General features: G+C 66.9%; 16 protein-coding genes. 5 read left to right on the top strand and 11 right to left on the bottom strand.

Features of this window, described 5'->3' with window-relative positions:
• Nucleotides 1-13 precede the first annotated feature (13 nt).
• From Q9Q79_RS17055 to Q9Q79_RS17040, 4 genes are all read right to left on the bottom strand, one after another.
• Nucleotides 14-955, bottom strand: a complete 942-nt coding sequence (locus Q9Q79_RS17055; RefSeq protein WP_005410997.1) for a DegV family protein — start codon at nucleotides 953-955, stop codon at nucleotides 14-16.
• Nucleotides 956-1,049: 94 nt separating this feature from the next.
• Nucleotides 1,050-1,682 (bottom strand): 2-hydroxychromene-2-carboxylate isomerase, encoded by a 633-nt coding sequence (locus tag Q9Q79_RS17050; RefSeq protein ID WP_005414448.1) that lies wholly within the window; start codon nucleotides 1,680-1,682, stop codon nucleotides 1,050-1,052.
• A gap of 20 nt (nucleotides 1,683-1,702) precedes the next feature.
• Nucleotides 1,703-2,986, bottom strand: coding sequence for an amidohydrolase family protein (locus tag Q9Q79_RS17045; protein WP_076739022.1), 1,284 nt, complete (start codon nucleotides 2,984-2,986; stop codon nucleotides 1,703-1,705).
• Nucleotides 2,986-4,395, bottom strand: coding sequence for an amidohydrolase (locus Q9Q79_RS17040; protein WP_201862513.1), 1,410 nt, complete (start codon nucleotides 4,393-4,395; stop codon nucleotides 2,986-2,988). Before Q9Q79_RS17040 ends, Q9Q79_RS17045 begins: the two co-directional genes overlap by 1 nt.
• A gap of 152 nt (nucleotides 4,396-4,547) precedes the next feature.
• On the opposite strand from Q9Q79_RS17040, the gene Q9Q79_RS17035 reads away from it, so the two are divergent.
• Complete coding sequence (locus Q9Q79_RS17035; protein ID WP_005414446.1) at nucleotides 4,548-5,324, top strand: AMP nucleosidase; 777 nt, start codon at nucleotides 4,548-4,550, stop codon at nucleotides 5,322-5,324.
• A gap of 43 nt (nucleotides 5,325-5,367) precedes the next feature.
• Nucleotides 5,368-5,907 carry a DUF924 family protein gene (locus Q9Q79_RS17030; protein WP_201862515.1) on the top strand — a complete coding sequence of 180 codons (540 nt, stop codon included), beginning with the start codon at nucleotides 5,368-5,370 and terminating at the stop codon, nucleotides 5,905-5,907.
• Nucleotides 5,908-5,984: 77 nt separating this feature from the next.
• Here Q9Q79_RS17030 and grxD read toward each other — a convergent pair whose 3' ends face one another.
• Nucleotides 5,985-6,911 carry a Grx4 family monothiol glutaredoxin gene (grxD, locus tag Q9Q79_RS17025; protein ID WP_033835209.1) on the bottom strand — a complete coding sequence of 309 codons (927 nt, stop codon included), beginning with the start codon at nucleotides 6,909-6,911 and terminating at the stop codon, nucleotides 5,985-5,987.
• Between the two features lie 59 nt (nucleotides 6,912-6,970).
• On the opposite strand from grxD, the gene Q9Q79_RS17020 reads away from it, so the two are divergent.
• A complete protein-coding gene (locus Q9Q79_RS17020) occupies nucleotides 6,971-7,750 on the top strand; it encodes a polysaccharide deacetylase family protein (RefSeq protein ID WP_033835208.1) in 780 nt (259 codons plus the stop codon).
• 119 nt (nucleotides 7,751-7,869) lie between these two features.
• On the opposite strand, the gene Q9Q79_RS17015 is transcribed toward Q9Q79_RS17020, so the two are convergent.
• Genes Q9Q79_RS17015 through Q9Q79_RS17005 form a run of 3 tightly spaced genes read right to left on the bottom strand, consistent with a single transcriptional unit; the run spans nucleotide 7,870 to nucleotide 10,488 of the window.
• The gene (locus Q9Q79_RS17015; RefSeq protein WP_043034037.1) at nucleotides 7,870-8,589 is read right to left on the bottom strand and encodes a class I SAM-dependent methyltransferase; all 720 of its coding nucleotides are present in this window, start codon (nucleotides 8,587-8,589) and stop codon (nucleotides 7,870-7,872) included.
• Nucleotides 8,590-8,593: 4 nt separating this feature from the next.
• Nucleotides 8,594-9,211, bottom strand: a complete 618-nt coding sequence (locus Q9Q79_RS17010; RefSeq protein ID WP_065183173.1) for an SGNH/GDSL hydrolase family protein — start codon at nucleotides 9,209-9,211, stop codon at nucleotides 8,594-8,596.
• A gap of 2 nt (nucleotides 9,212-9,213) precedes the next feature.
• Nucleotides 9,214-10,488, bottom strand: a complete 1,275-nt coding sequence (locus tag Q9Q79_RS17005; RefSeq protein WP_005414441.1) for a pyridoxal phosphate-dependent aminotransferase — start codon at nucleotides 10,486-10,488, stop codon at nucleotides 9,214-9,216.
• A 114-nt stretch (nucleotides 10,489-10,602) separates the two neighbouring features.
• Between Q9Q79_RS17005 and rsgA the strand changes: the two genes are divergently transcribed.
• The gene (rsgA, locus tag Q9Q79_RS17000; RefSeq protein WP_032965961.1) at nucleotides 10,603-11,712 is read left to right on the top strand and encodes a ribosome small subunit-dependent GTPase A; all 1,110 of its coding nucleotides are present in this window, start codon (nucleotides 10,603-10,605) and stop codon (nucleotides 11,710-11,712) included.
• Between the two features lie 209 nt (nucleotides 11,713-11,921).
• Nucleotides 11,922-13,175: a flavohemoglobin expression-modulating QEGLA motif protein gene (locus Q9Q79_RS16995; RefSeq protein WP_005414439.1), complete on the top strand. Its 1,254-nt coding sequence runs from the start codon at nucleotides 11,922-11,924 to the stop codon at nucleotides 13,173-13,175.
• A 438-nt stretch (nucleotides 13,176-13,613) separates the two neighbouring features.
• Here Q9Q79_RS16995 and Q9Q79_RS16990 read toward each other — a convergent pair whose 3' ends face one another.
• From Q9Q79_RS16990 to Q9Q79_RS16980, 3 genes are all read right to left on the bottom strand, one after another.
• Nucleotides 13,614-15,911, bottom strand: a complete 2,298-nt coding sequence (locus tag Q9Q79_RS16990; RefSeq protein WP_201862517.1) for a TonB-dependent receptor — start codon at nucleotides 15,909-15,911, stop codon at nucleotides 13,614-13,616.
• Between the two features lie 160 nt (nucleotides 15,912-16,071).
• Nucleotides 16,072-16,614, bottom strand: a complete 543-nt coding sequence (locus tag Q9Q79_RS16985) for a hypothetical protein (protein WP_201862519.1) — start codon at nucleotides 16,612-16,614, stop codon at nucleotides 16,072-16,074.
• On the bottom strand, nucleotides 16,589-17,209 hold the full coding sequence (locus Q9Q79_RS16980) for a hypothetical protein (protein WP_227860177.1): 621 nt from the start codon (nucleotides 17,207-17,209) through the stop codon (nucleotides 16,589-16,591). The genes Q9Q79_RS16985 and Q9Q79_RS16980 overlap by 26 nt, the downstream gene beginning before the upstream one ends.
• Between the last annotated feature and the right edge of the window lie 137 nt (nucleotides 17,210-17,346).

Raw genomic sequence — 17,346 nt, 5'->3', positions numbered from 1 at the left:
CCGTGGCCAGCGCTCATTCGAACCGATGCGGCCCATCGGCGAAGCCTACGGTGACCGCGCCCTTGCCGACGTTGACCATGCCGGTCAGGCTCATCACCGATTCGTACACGGTCACGCCATGGGTGGCGCAGACCTCTTTCAACTGTGCGTAGCCGGGCAGGGCACGCAGCTCGTCCAGTTCTCCGCCGTAGCTGACGCACACCGTCGGCGTCATCAGTCCGGCACGTACGCGCTGGCCGACCACCGCGAACAGCTTCTGCACGGCATTGTCGAAGCCCTTGATCTTGGCTACCGGCCCGGTTTCGCCGCGGTAGCCGTGCAGCACCGGCTTGATGTCCAGCGCGCTGCCCAGCGCCGCACTGAGCAGGCCGACACTGCGGTCGCCCTTGTGCCGTGCGCGCGCACGCATGTAGTACAGGTCACGGGTGACCATGTAGCCGTGCACGTTGCCGGCCAGTTCCTCCAGCCGCTCGCGGATCTGCTGCACGCTGGCGTTGCTCTCGCGCAGGCGCACGGCTTCCACCGCCGTAACCGCCTGCGCGGCGAACAGGTTCTGGGTATCGAGCACGCGCAGCGCGAACGGTGAGTTGTAGCCTGCCGCCTGGCGCACCGGCTTGTAGTCGTTGAGGATGGCGAAGCTGGCCTGCAGCGCGTTGTCATGGATCGGGCTGCGGGTCTTGGTGATGGTCATGCAGAACACGTGGTCGTAATCGATCACCAGCTGCTGCAGGAACAGGTCGCGGATCTGGTTGACACTGAAGGGAATGGTTTCCGCCTCGGCGCCGTGTTCGGCCACGTGCGCGTGCAGGAAGCTCAGGGTGGCCTGCTCATCGCGGTGATCGGCCAGCACGGCTTCGCCGATGCGGACGGTGATCGGCAGCAGCACGATGTTGTGCTCGGCAATGAAGTCCTGCGGCAGGTCGCAGGCCGAGTCGACGACGATTCCGATGCGCATCCGCGGCTCCCCCTCCAGGGCGGTTGTAGGTTTGGAAACGTGAAATCTATCTCAAAACCAGAGCCCTCGCCCGAGGGAAAGGCGCCACCCCTGTTCAGCGATCGCGCTGTACCGCCACCGGCAGGCTGTCCAGGCGTTGCCATTCGGGCTGCTGCAGCAGGGCAGGATCGGCCAGCACGGCCGCCATCAGCGGATGGGCGTCGTTGCCCCAGAACAGTTCCTGGTCGATGGCCAGGGTCGGGACCCCGAACACCCCGGCGCCGATTGCGGCCTCGGTGTTGCGCCGCAACTGTTCCTTGACCGCCGGGGCGGCGATGGCGCTGGCGACATCCTCGATGCCCAGCTGCGCACCCGGTTCGCGCAGGGCTTCGGCGCTGTCACCGGCATGGCCGTCGCGCCAGATCCAGTCGAACAGCACGTCCACCGCCTGTGCGCTGGCTCCGGCGGCCAGGCACAGGCGCAGCGCCGACAACGGATTGAACGGATGGCCGGGCGGGAAGCGCATCGGCGTGCCCTCGGCCTGCGCGGTCCATTGCAGCTGGCGGTACATGAAACGGCGCTTGGCCGGGATCTCGGCCGGCCCGAGATTGCCCAGGTGATGCAGCACCGCGCCGAAGGCGATCGGCACGGTCTGGATCTGCGCGAACTGCGGCAACTGTTTCAGCTTCTGCCAGTGCAGGTAGGAGTAGGGCGAGACGAAGTCGAAGTACCAGCGCAGGGTGGCCATGGTGGTGTCCTTCAATGCGGTCAGGGCTGCGCATTGCGCTGCAGGTAGCGATCACGCAGGTCGGTCTGGCGCGAGCGCATCGGCATCGCACGCCCGCCCAGCCAGACCTGTTCGGCATAGTGCGCCACGTCCAGCGGGTCGCCTTCCCACAGCACCAGGTCGGCGCGCTTGCCGGGCTCGATGCTGCCGATCTGGTCGGCCACGCCGAACGCCTGTGCGGGTACCCGGGTCAGCCCGGCCAGACCGTCAGCCCAGGGCAGGCCGTTGGCCACTGCATTGCCAGCCAGCTGGCGCATCTTGCGCGCATTGTGGGTGGCGTCGCCGCGCTGCACGAACGACACCGGCACGCCTGCACGCTGCAGGCGCGCGGCGTTTTCCAGGGTGGCACCGATCTGGTCGAAGCTGGCTGGCAGGTTGGCCAGCACGTCGACGAATACCGGCACGTGCGCAGCGGCCAGCTCCGGCGCGACCTGCCAGGCTTCGCTGGCACCGGCAATGGCGATCTTCACCTTCTCGCGTGTGGCCCAGCGCAGCAGCTGGCGGATGTCCGAGGCACGATCCACCTCCACCACGATGCGGCCCTGGCCGGCCAGGTAGCGACTGAGTGTGCGGCGCCCGGCCGGGGTCAACAGCGCGTGCGGCGAATCCACAGCAACCTGGCCGCGTGCTTCGTCGACCATCTGTTGCAGCAGCATCCATTGCGCGGCGCGCGAATGGCCGGTCAGTTCGGAGGCGGCCGCGCCGATGCGCAGGAACAGGGCACGCGGGCCGATCGGGTCGGCGCTGCCGTCCAGCCGCATTACGCCGCCCTGGCCGGCCACGAAACCACCACCAGTGGCTGCCCCCAATGCAGTGAAGCCGATGCCTTCCAGGCGCGTGACCGGAATCAGCACCGAGGCCGGGTTGTAGGCGAGGGTGACGTCGAATTCCGGGCGCAGCGGCTGCTCACCGAGCTTCAACGAACTGTCCACCGTGCTCGATTCACCCGAGACCTCTTCGATGCCGGTTTCGGTGATGCCACCGAACAGGGCCGGGGTCAGCGGTCTGCCACTGGCTTCGACCACGGTCGCCCCGGCCGGCGCGGACAAGCCGGGGCCGACCGCGCGGATGATGCCACCCTGGACCAGCACATCGGCGTTGTGCAGGCTGCCGCGTGCGCTGGCCGTGTGCACCGTTGCGTTGCGCACCAGCAGGTCCTGTGCCTGTGCGGATGCGGAGATGCAGGCCAGCACCATGACAGTAGCGCCGAACCATGCTCGGCTGCCCTTCGCGGCAGACTGCGTCAACTGCTTGAGCACCATCATCAACGCACCTCCTGGCCGAGCTGGAAATCAGAACGCGGCGTCGCTGCCGGTGCACTGCGGTCGTACAACCTGCGGCCATCAATGAAGACCTGCTCGGCCAGCGCATACGAACTGAAGGGGTTGCCGTTCCAGACCACCACGTCGGCCATCTTGCCGGCCTCCAGGGTGCCGGTCTGGCCTTCAATGCCCAGCGCCTTGGCGGCGTTGGCGGTCATCCAGGTGATGGCGTGTTCGGGCGTGATCTCCGGCATGCGCGCGCGGCGCGCGGACGCCATCACCTTGGCTGCTTCCTGGTTCAGGCGCTGGATGCCCTCGGGTGAATCGGAGTGGACGATGGCGCAGCTGTTCTTCGGCCGGTCGACCAGCGCGATGTTCTCCGGAATGCCGTCGAAGGCTTCCATCTTGAAGCCCCACCAGTCGGCCCACAGCGCACCGCAGACGCCGTCGGCGGCCAGCCTGTCGGCCAGCTTGTAGGCCTCCACGCCGTGGTGGAAGGCGGCTACCTTGAAGCCGAATTCCTTGGCCAGATCGAACATGGTGGCCATCTCGTCGGCGCGGTAGCAGTGGATGTGCACGCGGATGTCGCCTTCGATCGCGCCGGCCAGCGTGTCCAGCTTGAGATCGCGCTTGCCGCCGGCATCACCGGCGCTGTCGCCCTTGTCGCTGCCGAACCAGCTCTTGCGCTTTGCCGGCTTGGGCTTGTTCTTGGCGATGTAGTCGGCGGCATCGATGAAGGCGGCACGATAGCCGGCCACGTTGCCCATGCGCGTGGCCGGGGTCACGCCCTTGCCCTCGCCATAGACCCGCTTGGGGTTCTCGCCGCAGGCCATCTTCAGGCCCCACGGTGCGCCGGGGAACTTCATCGCCTGGTAGGTGATGGCCGGGACGTTCTTCAGGGTCACGCCGCGACCGCCGACCAGGTTGGCCGAGCCGGGCAGCACCTGCATGCTGGTCACGCCGCCGGCCAGCGCGGTGGCGAAGCCCGGGTCCTGCGGCCACACCGAGTGTTCGGCCCAGACGTTGGCGGTGACCGGTGCGGTCATCTCGTTGCCGTCGCTGTGCGCACCGACACCCGGGCTGGGATACACGCCCAGGTGCGAATGCACGTCGATCAGGCCCGGAGTGACCCACTTGCCCTGTGCATCAATGCGGGTGACGCCCGCATCGGCCTGCAGCTGGCGGCCGACGGCAACGATGCGGCCGTCGCGCAGCAGCACATCGGCGTTGTCCAGGCGCTGGCCGGTACCGGTCAGCACGGTGGCATTCTGGATCAGTACCGGCGCATCGGGATGGGCCTGGTAGGTGCTGGGGTAGGGATCGGCGACAAAGCGCGAGGCGCCCACCGCCGGAGCCGTACTCAATGAAAGCAGCGCCAGGGCCACCCCGGCGCGCAACAACGTCGATGCCATGCAGTTCCCCTTGCAACCTGGTCCAACCGCCGACGCTAGCCCGGTGGTGGCGGGCTTGCCAAGTGACCTTCTTCACAGGACGGTCGACGGCGGCTCGACTGCACCGGCCGGGTGGCCGAAAATACCCGGTCCCCCGCCGTACCGGACCGCCCATGAAAAGCAAGCAGGAAATCGTCGACAACTGGCTGCCCCGGTATACCGGGGTGCCTCTGGACCAGTTCGGCCAGCACATCCTGCTGACCAACTTCGGCGGCTACCTGCATACCTTTTCCGAGCTGACCGGTGCGCCGGTCATCGGCCTGGACCGGCCGATGGCAAGCGCCACGATCGACGGCATCACCATGATCAACTTCGGCATGGGCAGCCCCAATGCCGCGATCATCATGGACCTGCTGTCGGCGGTGATGCCCAAGGCGGTGCTGTTCCTGGGCAAGTGCGGCGGCCTCAAGCGCAAGAACCAGCTGGGCGACCTGGTGCTGCCGATCGCTGCGATCCGTGGCGAGGGTACCTCGGGTGACTACCTGCCGCCGGAAGTGCCGGCGTTGCCGGCGTTCGCGCTGCAGCGTGCGGTCTCGACCATGATCCGCGACCTCGGCCACGACTACTGGACAGGCACCGTCTACACCACCAACCGCCGGGTCTGGGAACACGACGAGGCCTTCAAGGAGCGGCTGCGGGCGATGCGCTGCATGGCCATCGACATGGAAACCGCCACCGTGTTCGCCGCCGGCTTCGCCAACCACATCCCCAGCGGTGCGCTGCTGCTGGTGTCGGACCAGCCGATGATCCCCGATGGGGTCAAGACCGAAGCCTCCGATGCCAAGGTCAGCTCCCAGTTCGTGGAAAACCATATCCAGATCGGTATCGAGGCGCTTAAGCTTATCCGGCGCAACGGCAAGTCGGTCCGCCACCTGCGCTTCGACGAATGATGATGATGGCCTGGCGCGGCGCGCCGGCCCTGGGGAGTAGGTGATGGACGTTGCCGCGCAAGTGGTGGAATTCTGGAAGGAGGCGGGCCCTGCGAAGTGGTTCGCCCGCGACGACGCGTTCGACGCGCAGTTCCGCCAGTTGTTTCTGGATGAGCATTTCGCCACCGCTTCGCGCGCGCGCGAACATTGGCTGGGCAGTGCCGAAGGGGCGCTGGCCCTGATGCTGCTGCTCGACCAGTTCCCGCGCAACTGCTTCCGGGGTACTGCCCATTCCTACGCCACCGATGGCCTGGCCCGGCATTACGCCATGCGCGCCATCGAGGAAGGCCTGGACCTGCAGCTGGTGCCGAAGCTGCGCGCCTTCATCTACCTGCCGTTCGAGCACTCCGAGGATCCGCTGGACCAGGACCGCTCGGTGGCGATGTTCGACGTGCTGGGTGACAAGGAATACCTGCAGTACGCCGAACTGCACCGCGACATCATCCGCCGCTTCGGTCGTTTCCCGCATCGCAATGCCGTGCTCGGTCGCTTCCCCACGGCGGAAGAACTGGATTACCTGGCCGAAGGCGGGTTCGCCGGCTAAGAAAAAGGGGACGGAGGGGATTAAGTCGTTTGTGCCATAAACGACTTAATCCCCTCCGTCCCCTTTCTCAGTGCCGATCAGTACTTCGGCACGCCGTTGTCCACCTCTTCCGACCAGGCGTTGATGCCGCCGGTGACGTTGAACACCTTGGTGAAGCCCAGTGCACGGAACTGCTCGGCAGCCTGTGCGCTGCGGCCGCCGTGGTGGCACATGAAGGCCAGTGCGGTGTCCTTGGGCAGGGCCTCCAGCTCCGCACGGCCGTTGCCGTCGAAACTCTTGAACGGCACGCCCACGGCAGCGATCTCGCGCTCCTCGGCCGGGCGCACGTCCACCAGGGTGATGTTGCCGGCACGCACCAGGTCATCGGCATCACGCACGCTGATTTCCTGCACCGGCTTGGGTGCGTTCGGATTGTCGATGGCCAGGCCCTTGCCGCGGATGTCGTCCACCCAGTCGATGGTGATGCCGTTAGCGCGACGCGCGCTGGCCAGGTCGAACTGCACGCGCAGGCCGTTGGACTCGGCAGCGATCGCGCCTTCGTCGTGCGGAGCCAGCTGGAAGTTCGGCTGGAAGCCGGCGTCGATGCTCAGCTGCAGGGCAGCGCCCGGAGCGTCGGCCAGCGCGCCCTTGAGCATTTCCACGGCGGCCGGGGTGACGGTGATGCTCGGCGGGGTGCGGTCCGGTGCGGCCAGGCCCAGCACGCTGCTCAGCTCGCCGCTGGCGGCCATCTGCAGCACAATGTCGCTGCCACCGACCAGTTCGCCGTCGATGTACAGCTGCGGGATGGTCGGCCAGTCGCCGTAGGCCTTGATGCCTTCACGGATTTCCTGGTCGGCCAGCACGTTGACGTGGGCGAACTCGACGCCGAGATCCTGCAGGGCGCCCACGGCCTTGGCCGAGAAACCGCACTGCGGCATCGACGGCTGGCCCTTCATGAACAGCACGACGCGGTTGGCGTTGAGGATGGATTCGATGCGCGAACGCAGGGCGGGATCGAGGGACATGGACGTCGGGTTTCCGGGAATTCGAATCATCAATTCTACCCCTCATGGCATCATGGGGGATGAGCAACGCAGGAACATTGCATCGCATCCCGACCCGGCCCTGGCGCTGGCTGCCCTGGCTGGTGGCGTCGCAGTTGGCCGTGATCCTGGTATGGGTACTGGCAGGCTGGCACTGGGGCCTGCCGCTGATGGTGGCCAGCCACGCGCTGTTCATGGTGCCGATATTCCTGCCCAACAGCCGCTTCTACGCACCGGTGCTGAGCCGGTTGCCAGAGGCCGGCAACAGCGTCTGGCTGACGATCGATGACGGCCCCGGCCCGGAAACCCGCGCCGTGCTCGACCTGCTGGACCGCCACCAGGCGCGCGCCACCTTCTTCCTGGTGGGGGAACGTGCGCTGGCACAGCCGGAACTGGTGCAGGAGATCCTGCGCCGCGGCCACGACCTGGGCAACCACAGCCACAGCCACCCACAGGCGCGCTTCTGGCGTCTGGGCCCGGCGGCGATGCGGGCCGAGATCGAGGGCTGCCAGCATGCACTGCAGGCCCTGAGCGGGCATCCAGTGCGCTGGTACCGCTCGGTAGTGGGCATGACCAATCCGTTCGTGGCACCGGTGTTGAAGGCGCTGGGCCTGGTGCGCGTGGGCTGGAGTGCCCGGGGCTACGACGGCGTCGGCTGCACGCCGGAGGGCGTGCTGTCGCGGCTGTTGCCTGACCTGCAACCCGGCGCCATCGTGCTGCTGCATGAGGGCGCCGCCCACGGTCACAATCGCGTGATCATCGAACGCGTTCTGCAGGCGCTGGACGAGCGGGGGCTGAAGGCGCGGCTGCCGGTCCTGTAAACCAGGCTTCTGGCCGCTTGGGGCAGCCGGGCGTGGGCTCGCCCCTACAGGAATGGTCGCGAGGCCATCCACGCATGGCGTGGATCTACCGCAACAGCACAGCCGAGCGTGGGCTCGGCCTACAACGCGGGGCGTTTGGCCACCAGCAGCCAGCTGTTGAAGGGGGTACGCCCGTGCAGCGGCCGGGGTGCGGTCACCTGCAATCCAGCTTCGGCAAGCGTTGTCTGCAATACCTGCGGATCGGGGTAGTGGCGCGGTCGCGTGCCCATCCAGCCGATCAGCCAGGCCAGCCGGTCCGCCACCCGCGTGGTGCGGTCGCGGCCATCGCCGGTGGCCAGCGGCGTGCGCAGCAGCAGGCGGCCGCCGTGGGCCACCTGTGCGCTGGCCGCGCGCAGCAGTGCCTGCTGTGGGCCCGCGTCCAGGTACTGCAGCACGTCCAGCAGCAGGACGTGCCCGGCCTGCGCCGGCAGCGGCGCCTGCACATCCACGCAATCGAAGCGCACGTCATGCAGGTCGGCGGCAGCACGCTGCGCGCGGGTGATCTTGCCGGCATCCACGTCCACGCCAAGGTAGCGCTGGGTACCGCCGCGCTGGCGCAGTACATGGGCGAACAGGCCCAGCCCGCAGCCCAGGTCCAGCACCGGCTGTCCATCGTCAGGCAGATGCTGCAGCACGCCGTCGTACAGCGGATCGCTGCCGAGCTTGCCGCGGGTGTAGTAGTAGTCGCGGCGGCTGCCCCAGGCCTGCGCCGGGCGGAAGGCCTCGGCAATCAAGCGGGCCTGCGGGGCCGTCAGGGGAGTGCAGGGCAGGGGCGGGCCGTTCCGTGGCGTGCCGTCCATCGCCTCAGTCCGTGCCGCCAAGCAGGTGCGCGGCCACCGGCAGCGCGCGTGCGCTCCACAGCGCGTACATCCGCGCCGAAGGGTGCAGGCCATCCTCGGCGATCATCGTCGGGTCTTCGCCCTGTGCGCGGCTGATATCGGTGATGTCGACGAAGGCCACGCCCTGCTGGGTGCTGATCACTTCGGCTGCCGCGTTGAACTCGTCGGTCTCGATCTCGATCGCGGCCAGGTCGCGGCCACTGCCTGCGCCGAACGGGGTCGCGCCCCAATCGGGGAAGGACAGCACCAGCACGCGTCCGGCATCACCGCCAGCAAAGCCGATCGCCCGCTGCAGAAGCGCCAGGAACTGGCTGCGGTATTCGTCCAGCGGACGCCCGCGGTACTGGTTGTTGACGCCGATCAGCAGGCTGACGAAATCGAAGGGCCCCTGCGGCGCAGCCGCATCGATGCCCGCATCGAGTTCGTCGGTGGTCCAGCCGGTGGTGGCGATGGTCTGCGGATCGGACAGCTCAATGCCCTGCGCACGCAGCGTGGCGGCCAGCTGGTGTGGCCAGCGGCCTTCGACTGCAACCGCTTCACCGATGGTGTACGAATCACCCAGCGCCAGGTAGGACAGCGCCACGCTCAGGCCACCGAACGGCGCGGCTTCAGCGGCACGACCTTGGTCGCGTCCTCGGCACGTCGCGCCAGCACGCGGTCGATGCGCGCGAACACATCGCGCATCACCGAGGCTTCCGGCATCAGGGTCACGCGGAAATGATGGCGATAGGGCACGTTGAAGCTCGAGCCCGGCACCACCAGCACGCCTTCGTTGTTCATCAGGTCCAGCGCGAAGTTGTGGTCGTCGAAGCCCTTCGCAGCGGCGCCGACCACGGCCGGGAACGCGTACAGCGCGCCGGCCGGTGCGACCAGCGACAGGTGCTCGCTGGCTTCGCAGGCCTCGATGACCGCGCGGCGGGTTTCATACAGGCGGCCGCCCGGCGTGCACAGTTCGGAAATGGTGTCCGGACCGTTCACCGCGGCCTCGATGGCGTACTGGCCCGGCACGTTGGCGCACAGGCGCAGCGCGCCCAACAGATCCAGTGCCGCGCGGAAGTCACCCAGGCGGGCATCGTCGCCGCTGAGGTGGGCCCAGCCCACGCGCCAGCCGCAGGCGCGGTGCACCTTGCTCAGGCCGCTGAAGGTCAGGCACGGATGATCACCGGCCAGCGGCGCGACCGGCTGGAACACCGCGTCGTCGTACAGGATCTGGTCGTAGATCTCGTCGACCAGCAGCAACAGGTTGTGGCGGCGTGCGATCTCCACCACGCGCTCCAACAGTTCGCGCGGGTAGCTGGCGCCGCTGGGGTTGTTCGGATTGATCAGCACGATGGCGCGGGTGCGCGAGGACACCAGCGTCTCGATCTCGCTCGGGTCCGGCTGGAAGCCGTTCTCCGGTGCGCAGCGGTAGTACACCGGACGGCCATCGTTGAGGATGGTCGAGGCCGACCACAGCGGGTAGTCGGGCGAGGGCACCAGCACTTCATCGCCCGGGTTGAGCAGCGCACGCAGCGACAGGTCGATCAGCTCGCTGACGCCATTGCCGAGGAAGACACGGTCAGGGTGCGCATCGGGCGCGCCACGACGGGCGTAGTAGCTGGCGATGGCTTCGCGCGCCACCGGCAGGCCCTGCTGGTGCGTGTACGGGTCGGTGCGGCCCATGTCGTCAGCGATCGCACGCTGCAGGTGCTCCGGCGCGCGGAAGCCGAAAGCGCCCGGATTGCCGATGTTGAGCTTGATCAGCTTGCGGCCCTGCGCCTCCAGCTCCCGGGCTCGCCGCGCCAGTTCTCCGCGGATTTCGTAGCGCACTTCGGAAAGGCGCTCGCGGATGGCCAGGGGCTTGGGCGAGTTGGTGGACATGGGAGCTGGGCCGTCAAAAGGCATGGGGCTTCCATCCTACCGGAATTGCTGCAATGCATGGCAAGGGCGCCGGGCCCGTCATTGCTGGGCTGGCAGGGCGCCGGCACAGGTAGAATGGCGGCGATGACCCAGACCCCCGATTTCATCGCCCTGCAGACCATTGGCTGGCCCTGGCCGGGCCCGGCGCAGCAGGCCGACTGGCAGGCCGCAATGGCCGCACATCCGCAGGCCCGCCCGGCACGGGTGATCGAACAGCACCGCACCCACTACGTGGTGGCCGATGGCCCGGATGCGTCGATCAAGGCCGAGTCGCTGCCGGAATGGCAGCGCCCGCGCTTCCCCAGCCATGAACGGCCGGCGGTGGGTGACTGGGTGCTGCTCGATGGCATCCGCATCGTCGCCCTGCTGCCACGCCGCACCGCGATCAAGCGAGGCGCCGCCGGCGAGCACTACCACCAGCAGGTGATCGCGGCCAACATCGACACGGTGTTCATCGTCTGCGGCCTGGATGCCGACTTCAATCCGCGCCGCATCGAGCGCTACCTGCTGCTGGTCGGCGGTGGCGGTGCCGAACCGGTGGTAGTGCTGACCAAGGCTGACCAGACCGAGTACAGCGAAGACGCGCTGGCGGTGCTGGAAGAGCTGGAGATGCAGGGTATCGCGCTGCATGCGATCAATGGCCTGGATGCCGACAGCGTGGCGGTGCTGCAACCGTGGCTGGGCCCGGGCCGCACGGTGGTGCTGGTGGGCTCGTCCGGTGCCGGCAAATCGACGCTGACCAACACCCTGCTGGGCGAGCAGCGGATGAAGACCAACGCGGTGCGCGCCAACGATTCGCGCGGACGCCACACCACCACGCACCGCGCACTGATGCCGCTGCCGACCGGCGCCTGCCTGATCGACACCCCCGGCATGCGCGAGCTGAAGCCGACCGGTGAAGAGACGCTGTCCGAAGGCGGCTTCGCCGATATCGAAGCGCTGGCCGCACAGTGCCGTTTCAACGACTGCAAGCACCAGCAGGAACCGGGCTGTGCCGTACGCGCAGCGATCGACGCAGGTGAGATCGAAGAGAGCCGGCTGCTCAACTACTTCAAGCTGAAGGAAGAAGTGGCCGCCGCCGCCGCCAAGCTGGCGGTCCGCCAGGCCGAGACCGCGCAGGAGCGTGGCGGCAAGAAGGGCAAGGGCCAGCAGTTCCGCCCGGCCGGCAAGCCGCGTAGGCGTTGATCGGTACCGCGGGGTCGGATCCCATTGCACCGCAATGGGCGCTGACCCCTGCAATGAACCCGCCTCTGTCTGCTTCGGGCGGATGCCAACTGCCCGCTCCTGGTAGGTGCCAACCCTGGTTGGCACGGGTGTGTCCGAAGCCCGCCGTCGGCGGATGCCAACCAACGTTGGCACCTACCAAAGCAAGGGCAGGGCGCTATAGTCCGCGCATGGAACCGACTGCGACGCTGGACCGTGACGTGGCCCACCATGCAGCGCTCGATGCGCGCCTGGTCGAGGCCGTGGGAGGCATCCGCCTGCTGGGCCTGACCAGTTGGCCGGCAACGGTGCAGGCACCGTTCCTGGACAGCGTGGCACGTGGTCAGCCGGTGCTGCCGAAGGTGGATTACCCACGGCTGGACTTCAGCGAAGAACGTCGCGCGCTGGCCGCGATCGCCGCCGACTGCGACGACAGCCACCCACTGGGCCACTACGTGCGGCAATCGGCGCAGAGCTGGGACCTGGCCGCGCAGCTGCTGGAAGGGCTGGGCACCGCCGCCGTCGATACCTGTTCGGTGCAGCTGTTCGGCGCGCCGGAGCAGCCGCTGCCGGGCAATGGCCCGAGCACGCGCGAAGCGGCGCGCCACTTCATCCAGATTGCCGCCGAACTGGACCACGAACTGCTGGCGCCGGAAGAGCAGGTGCCAGTGTCGGCCATCGCCCTGCAGCTGCAGCTGCAGAACGACCTGGATGCCTTCTTCGAATCGCGCATCATCCAGGTACAGCTCGACCCGGAACTGGTGTCCAAAGCAGCTGCCGGCCCGACCCGCATCCGACTGCGCACCAGCGCCCGCTTCAGTGCCTATGACCGCGCGCAGCTGTTCCACCACGAAGCGCTGGTGCATTCGCTGACCGCATTGAATGGCCGCGAACAGCCGGTGCTGCCCAGCCTGGCATTGTCCTCGCCACGGGTGACCGCCACCCAGGAAGGTCTGGCCACCTTCGCCGAGCAGATCACTGGCAGCATCGACATCGAGCGCCTGAAGCGCATCAGCCTGCGTACCGAAGCGATTGCGATGGCACGCGAAGGCGCCGATTTCATCGAAGTGTTCCGCTATTTCTGCGACGCCGGGCAGAATGCGGAGGAGAGCTTCGCCTCGGCACAGCGCGTGTTCCGCGGCGTGCCGCCGAATGGCGGCCTGGCCTTCACCAAGGACACGGTGTACCTGCGCGGCCTGGTGTCGGTGCACACCTTCTTCCGCCACATGCTGGCCGAGGACCGCCTGCAGGTCTGCCGCTGGTTGTTCGCCGGCAAGATGAGCCTGACCGATGCGATCGCGTTCGCGCCGTTGTTCGAGGCGGGGGTGCTGAAGCCGCCGCGCTGGCTGCCGCACTGGGTGAGCCGGGCGAACGGCCTGGCCGGGATGCTGGCGTTCTCGCTGTTTGCCAACCGGATACGGATGGACCAGCTGGCGCCGGAATGAAATGCGTTGGCGGGATGATGCGCTGGCGCCTCGATTGATGTCGCTGGGCGGCGGTGGGGCACCCTGGCCAGGACACGCCGTAAACCCATCCATGGGGGCTCGATCGGCGCATCCATGCGCCTCACGGTCCTGGCCAGGGTGCCCCACCGCCGCCAGACAGTTTCCCGCGCGGGCGGCAGCACATCATCGCGCCGAAGGGATTGCGCTTGAAAAGCAAAGAGCCGGGCAATGCCCGGCTCTTTGCTTCTGCTCTTCTTTGCCTTCCGCACCGTGGCGCGGGAAGCCGTCGAGCAGGGTCGGATGGGCCGGCGCAGGACCGTTGGCGCCATGGATGGCGCCATCGAGCCCCCATGGATGGGTTTACGGCGTGTCCTGCGCCGGCCCATCCGGCTCTGCCCCGCGATGATAATCAAGACGCTGCGGAGCAACGCTTTCGACTTAGAACTCCGCCGCCACCGTCATGAACAACTGACGCGGTGCGCTCGCATGGATCGCATAGCGCGTGCCCTTCGGATCGGTCGGCGCGAACGAGCTCAGTTGGCCGGCATAGCGCTTGTTGGTCAGGTTGGTCGCGTTCAACGACACCCGCACGTTGCGCAGGCCCAGGCCCGGGCCGAAATCGTAGCCCGCACCGGCGTCGAAGGTGGTCACGCCCGGCACCGACTGGTCGTTGGTGTAGGTGTAGTAGCGCTTGCCGGTGTACTTGGCACGCAGGCTGGCGAAGAAGCCATCGCGGTTCCAGCTGATCTCACTGGAGGCCATGCGCTGCGGCGTATCCACCGTGATCTTGCCGGCCACCGGAACGATGGCGCCGCCCGAGGTGTAGTCATCCTCGTAGGTGGTCTTGTTCCAGGACAGCGCGTTGTACCACTGCAGGCCGTCGATCGGCTTGAGGATGAAGGTCAGTTCCGCGCCGTAGCTCTTCACCGAACCGACGTTGATGAAGCGCGTCACGCACTCCGGACGCGTGCCGACTTCGATGCTCGAGCACGGGTTCAACGACAGCAGGCGGTTGTCGAACTTGACGTTGTATGCGGCGATCGAGGCCTGGTACTTCTCGCCGAAGGTACGGAAGCCGGCTTCCAGGCTCTTGGACTTCTCCGGCTCCAGGCCAGCGCTGGCCGCGAACGATTCCGGCGACACCTGCAGCGGGCCGCCGCTGCCACCGCCGACGAAGGCGGCGATGTTTTCGGCGTACGAGGCGAACAGCTCGTTGTTGGCATTGAGCTTGAAGCCCAGGCCCACCTGCGGCAGCACCGATTCCTTGGCGGTCAGCGTGCCCGAGGCGATGCTGGTTTCCACGCCCGGCTGGGCGGTGGCACGCATGCGGGTGTTCGGGCTCTTGATGCCCACGTCCACGGTCAGGCGCTGGTCCAGGAAGCGCATGCGGTCCTGCACGTAGAACTGGCGCGTGCGGATGTCGAAGTCCTGGTTGAACAGCAGGCGATCAGGGTTCTTCAGGTACAGGTCGTCCAGGAACGGGCCACTGATGTAGTAGAAGTTGCGCGACACGTTGTGGTCGTTCTGCTCGTACCACAGGCCGGCTTCCAGTTCGTGGATGCCCACCGTCCACGACAGCGCGGCGGTCAGGCCGTCGCGGTTGATCGTGTAGTTGGTGCTGCGGATCGAGATCGGCAGCATCCTGTCGGTGCCCGGGTAGGACGGCTGGCCCGGTGCCCACCAGTGGCCCTGGCCACGGTTGTCGTGGTGATAGGCCAGCAGCTTCAGGCGGCCCTGCTCGCCCAGGCGCAGGTCGGCATCGACCGAATAGAGATTGTCGTCACGCAGTGCGCGGCTCTGGTAGTAGGCATCGTCGATGCTGCGGACATTGCCGCTGTACTTGCACTTCGAAGCATTGAAGGTGCCCGGCGCGCAGTACGCAGCGGCCACGGCGCGATCCCAGTCCGGCGCGTAGATGTTCCAATCCCAGCCCAGGCCACGCGCCAGCATGTCCTTGGACAGGTAGGCGTAGTTGGCCTGGCTGGCGCGCGAGGTGGCCACGAACGCACCGAAGCGGTGGTCGCCGACATTCCACACTGCCTTGGCGTTGAACTGGCGGGTGGTCTGGTTCTGGTAGGGCGCGGCCCACATGTCCTGGTCCTGGTGCACGCCGGACACATAGGCCGAGAAGCCGTTGATGTCACCGGTATCCACGCGCAGGTAGCCACGGCGCTGGCTGTTGTCGCCGACGGTGACGCTGGCGCGGCCACCGAACTCGGTGGACGGGTCCATCGAGAAGTACTGGATGGTGCCGCCCAGGTTGCTGGTCGAGGCCACGCCCAGCGAACCGATGCCCTGCGACAGCTCGGCACCGGCCAGGTTCTCGGCGATGATGGCGCGGGCGATGCTCAGGCCGTTGTAGTTGCCGTAGCTGTTGTCGCCCAGCGGGATGCCGTCCAGCGTGTAGCCGAGGCGGCTCTTGTCGAAGCCGCGCAGGCTGATGGTCTGCGATTCTTCGTTGGCGCCGAAGGCATCGTTGGACTGCACCGACACGCCCGGCAGGCGGTCGAGGATCTTCTGGCCGCTGGTGCCCGGCGGCAGCACCTGCTTGTCGACGGTGGTGATGCGCTGCACCTGGCGGGTCTCGCCCTGGCCGATCACGGAGACGGTATCCAGCGTCTGCGCGCTCAGCGCGGCATCGGTGCTGGCGCCGGTATCGGCGGCGGTGGCGGCATGGGCGCTGGTGGCGGCGGAGAGGGCGATCGCCACGGCGATCGTCAGGTGTCGGGTCTGCATGGTGGTCCGTTGCATTGGGGGTGGTCACCGGCACGCGTGCGCGGTGCATGGCCACTATGCGAACGGAACATGAAACCTTCTTTACGAAAAACCAACGAACGATGCAGGGCAGTGGTGCGTGCTCTGCAACATGTTCGTCATGGTGGTAGGCCGGTGGGAATCAGAAGCGCTCCCCAGGCCAGCTCAATTTGAGCTGGTCCATGCAGTCACGGTCATGCTCGGAGAATGAGAACCCGATCTGGATGCCGTTCACTACTGTGCCGAACACCGTCGACTCGTCCAGGCTATGCCCTGACGGCACGGAAAGGACATTGAAGTCGGGGTAGCGACGACCCATCTGCTTTCGCGAGATGCAGGCGCCGCTCAGCCGCAGCGTAATGCCTTTGATGATTCGCCCCGACGCGTCGGTGTAGATCTGGCCAGAGGGCCCCTTGATCCTCCCAGCGACCGCGAATGGCGCCAGATCGATGGTGGCGCTGTCGCCCCGGCCCCTTCTTGCTTCCGAACGCGAGCCGGGTGGAGCCAGGGGTGATAGCTGCGCGACAAGGTCAGAGCGTGACAGCTGCAAGGACCAGCGCTCCACGAGCCGCCAGGTTGCATCCGCCTCTTCCGCAGTGGCAGCGGACGTGGCTGCTGTTGCAGAACCGGCAACCAACAGGCTCAGGATCAGAAGAAGTTCAGGGACGGGCTGCGATCGCTTCATCGTAGATTCTTCCGTAGAAGTCGTTGTAGTTCTCGCCGGTGGTTGAAGTTACGTTGTTGTCGCAGAACAGCTTACCTACCTGCCGGTCCAGGTCTTCACCGCCGGCATCGGCCTGTGCGATGAGGCCAGGACCGTTGGACGCAGCTACGCCGATGTCGTAGTACCCCAGGCTGGTCACCAGAAGCTCACTGCGCGCGGTGAGGTTGTTGAGTACCGCTTTCCCCTCCATGGTGCAGAAGTGCTGGATGAACGCACCTCGGGTGCTCAGGGCGATACCTTCGAAATACAGTGCGTGTCCCACTTCATGGGCAATGGCTGCGATCCGGAAGTAATAGCCTGCAATGTCGGAGGAATCGCAGTCGAAGGACTGGATGTAGATCCGGATGGGATCGCGATTGGTATAGGACGCGGGAGCCCAGGCGAAGGTCCACTCCGGATGGCCGGTGATCTGCGCGTCGAGCGTGGGCGCGCGTGGGATCAGCCAGTCGGGGCAGCCCAGGCCCGTGATCACCCGCATAGGCGGGGGCTCCGCGCGGGTCGGTGTCGCCAGCAGCGTAGTGGCGACCACGAGAAGCGCAATCAGCAATGCACGCATGCCAACCTCCTTGATCCGCGATTCCAGCCGTTCATCCATCGGGCTCGGCGAGCGCTGGCAGGTATAGCAGCGTTCTGCCGATGTATCGGGAAGTGCGTCTCAGAAATGCAGAAACAAAAGGGGCCGGATCACCTTCA

The sequence above is a fragment of the Stenotrophomonas sp. a6 genome (assembly GCF_030913325.1).
Classification (GTDB): Bacteria; Pseudomonadota; Gammaproteobacteria; order Xanthomonadales; family Xanthomonadaceae; genus Stenotrophomonas; species Stenotrophomonas maltophilia.
Note: the sequence above shows the minus strand (reverse complement) of the source record. Positions and strands in the feature narration are given on the sequence as shown.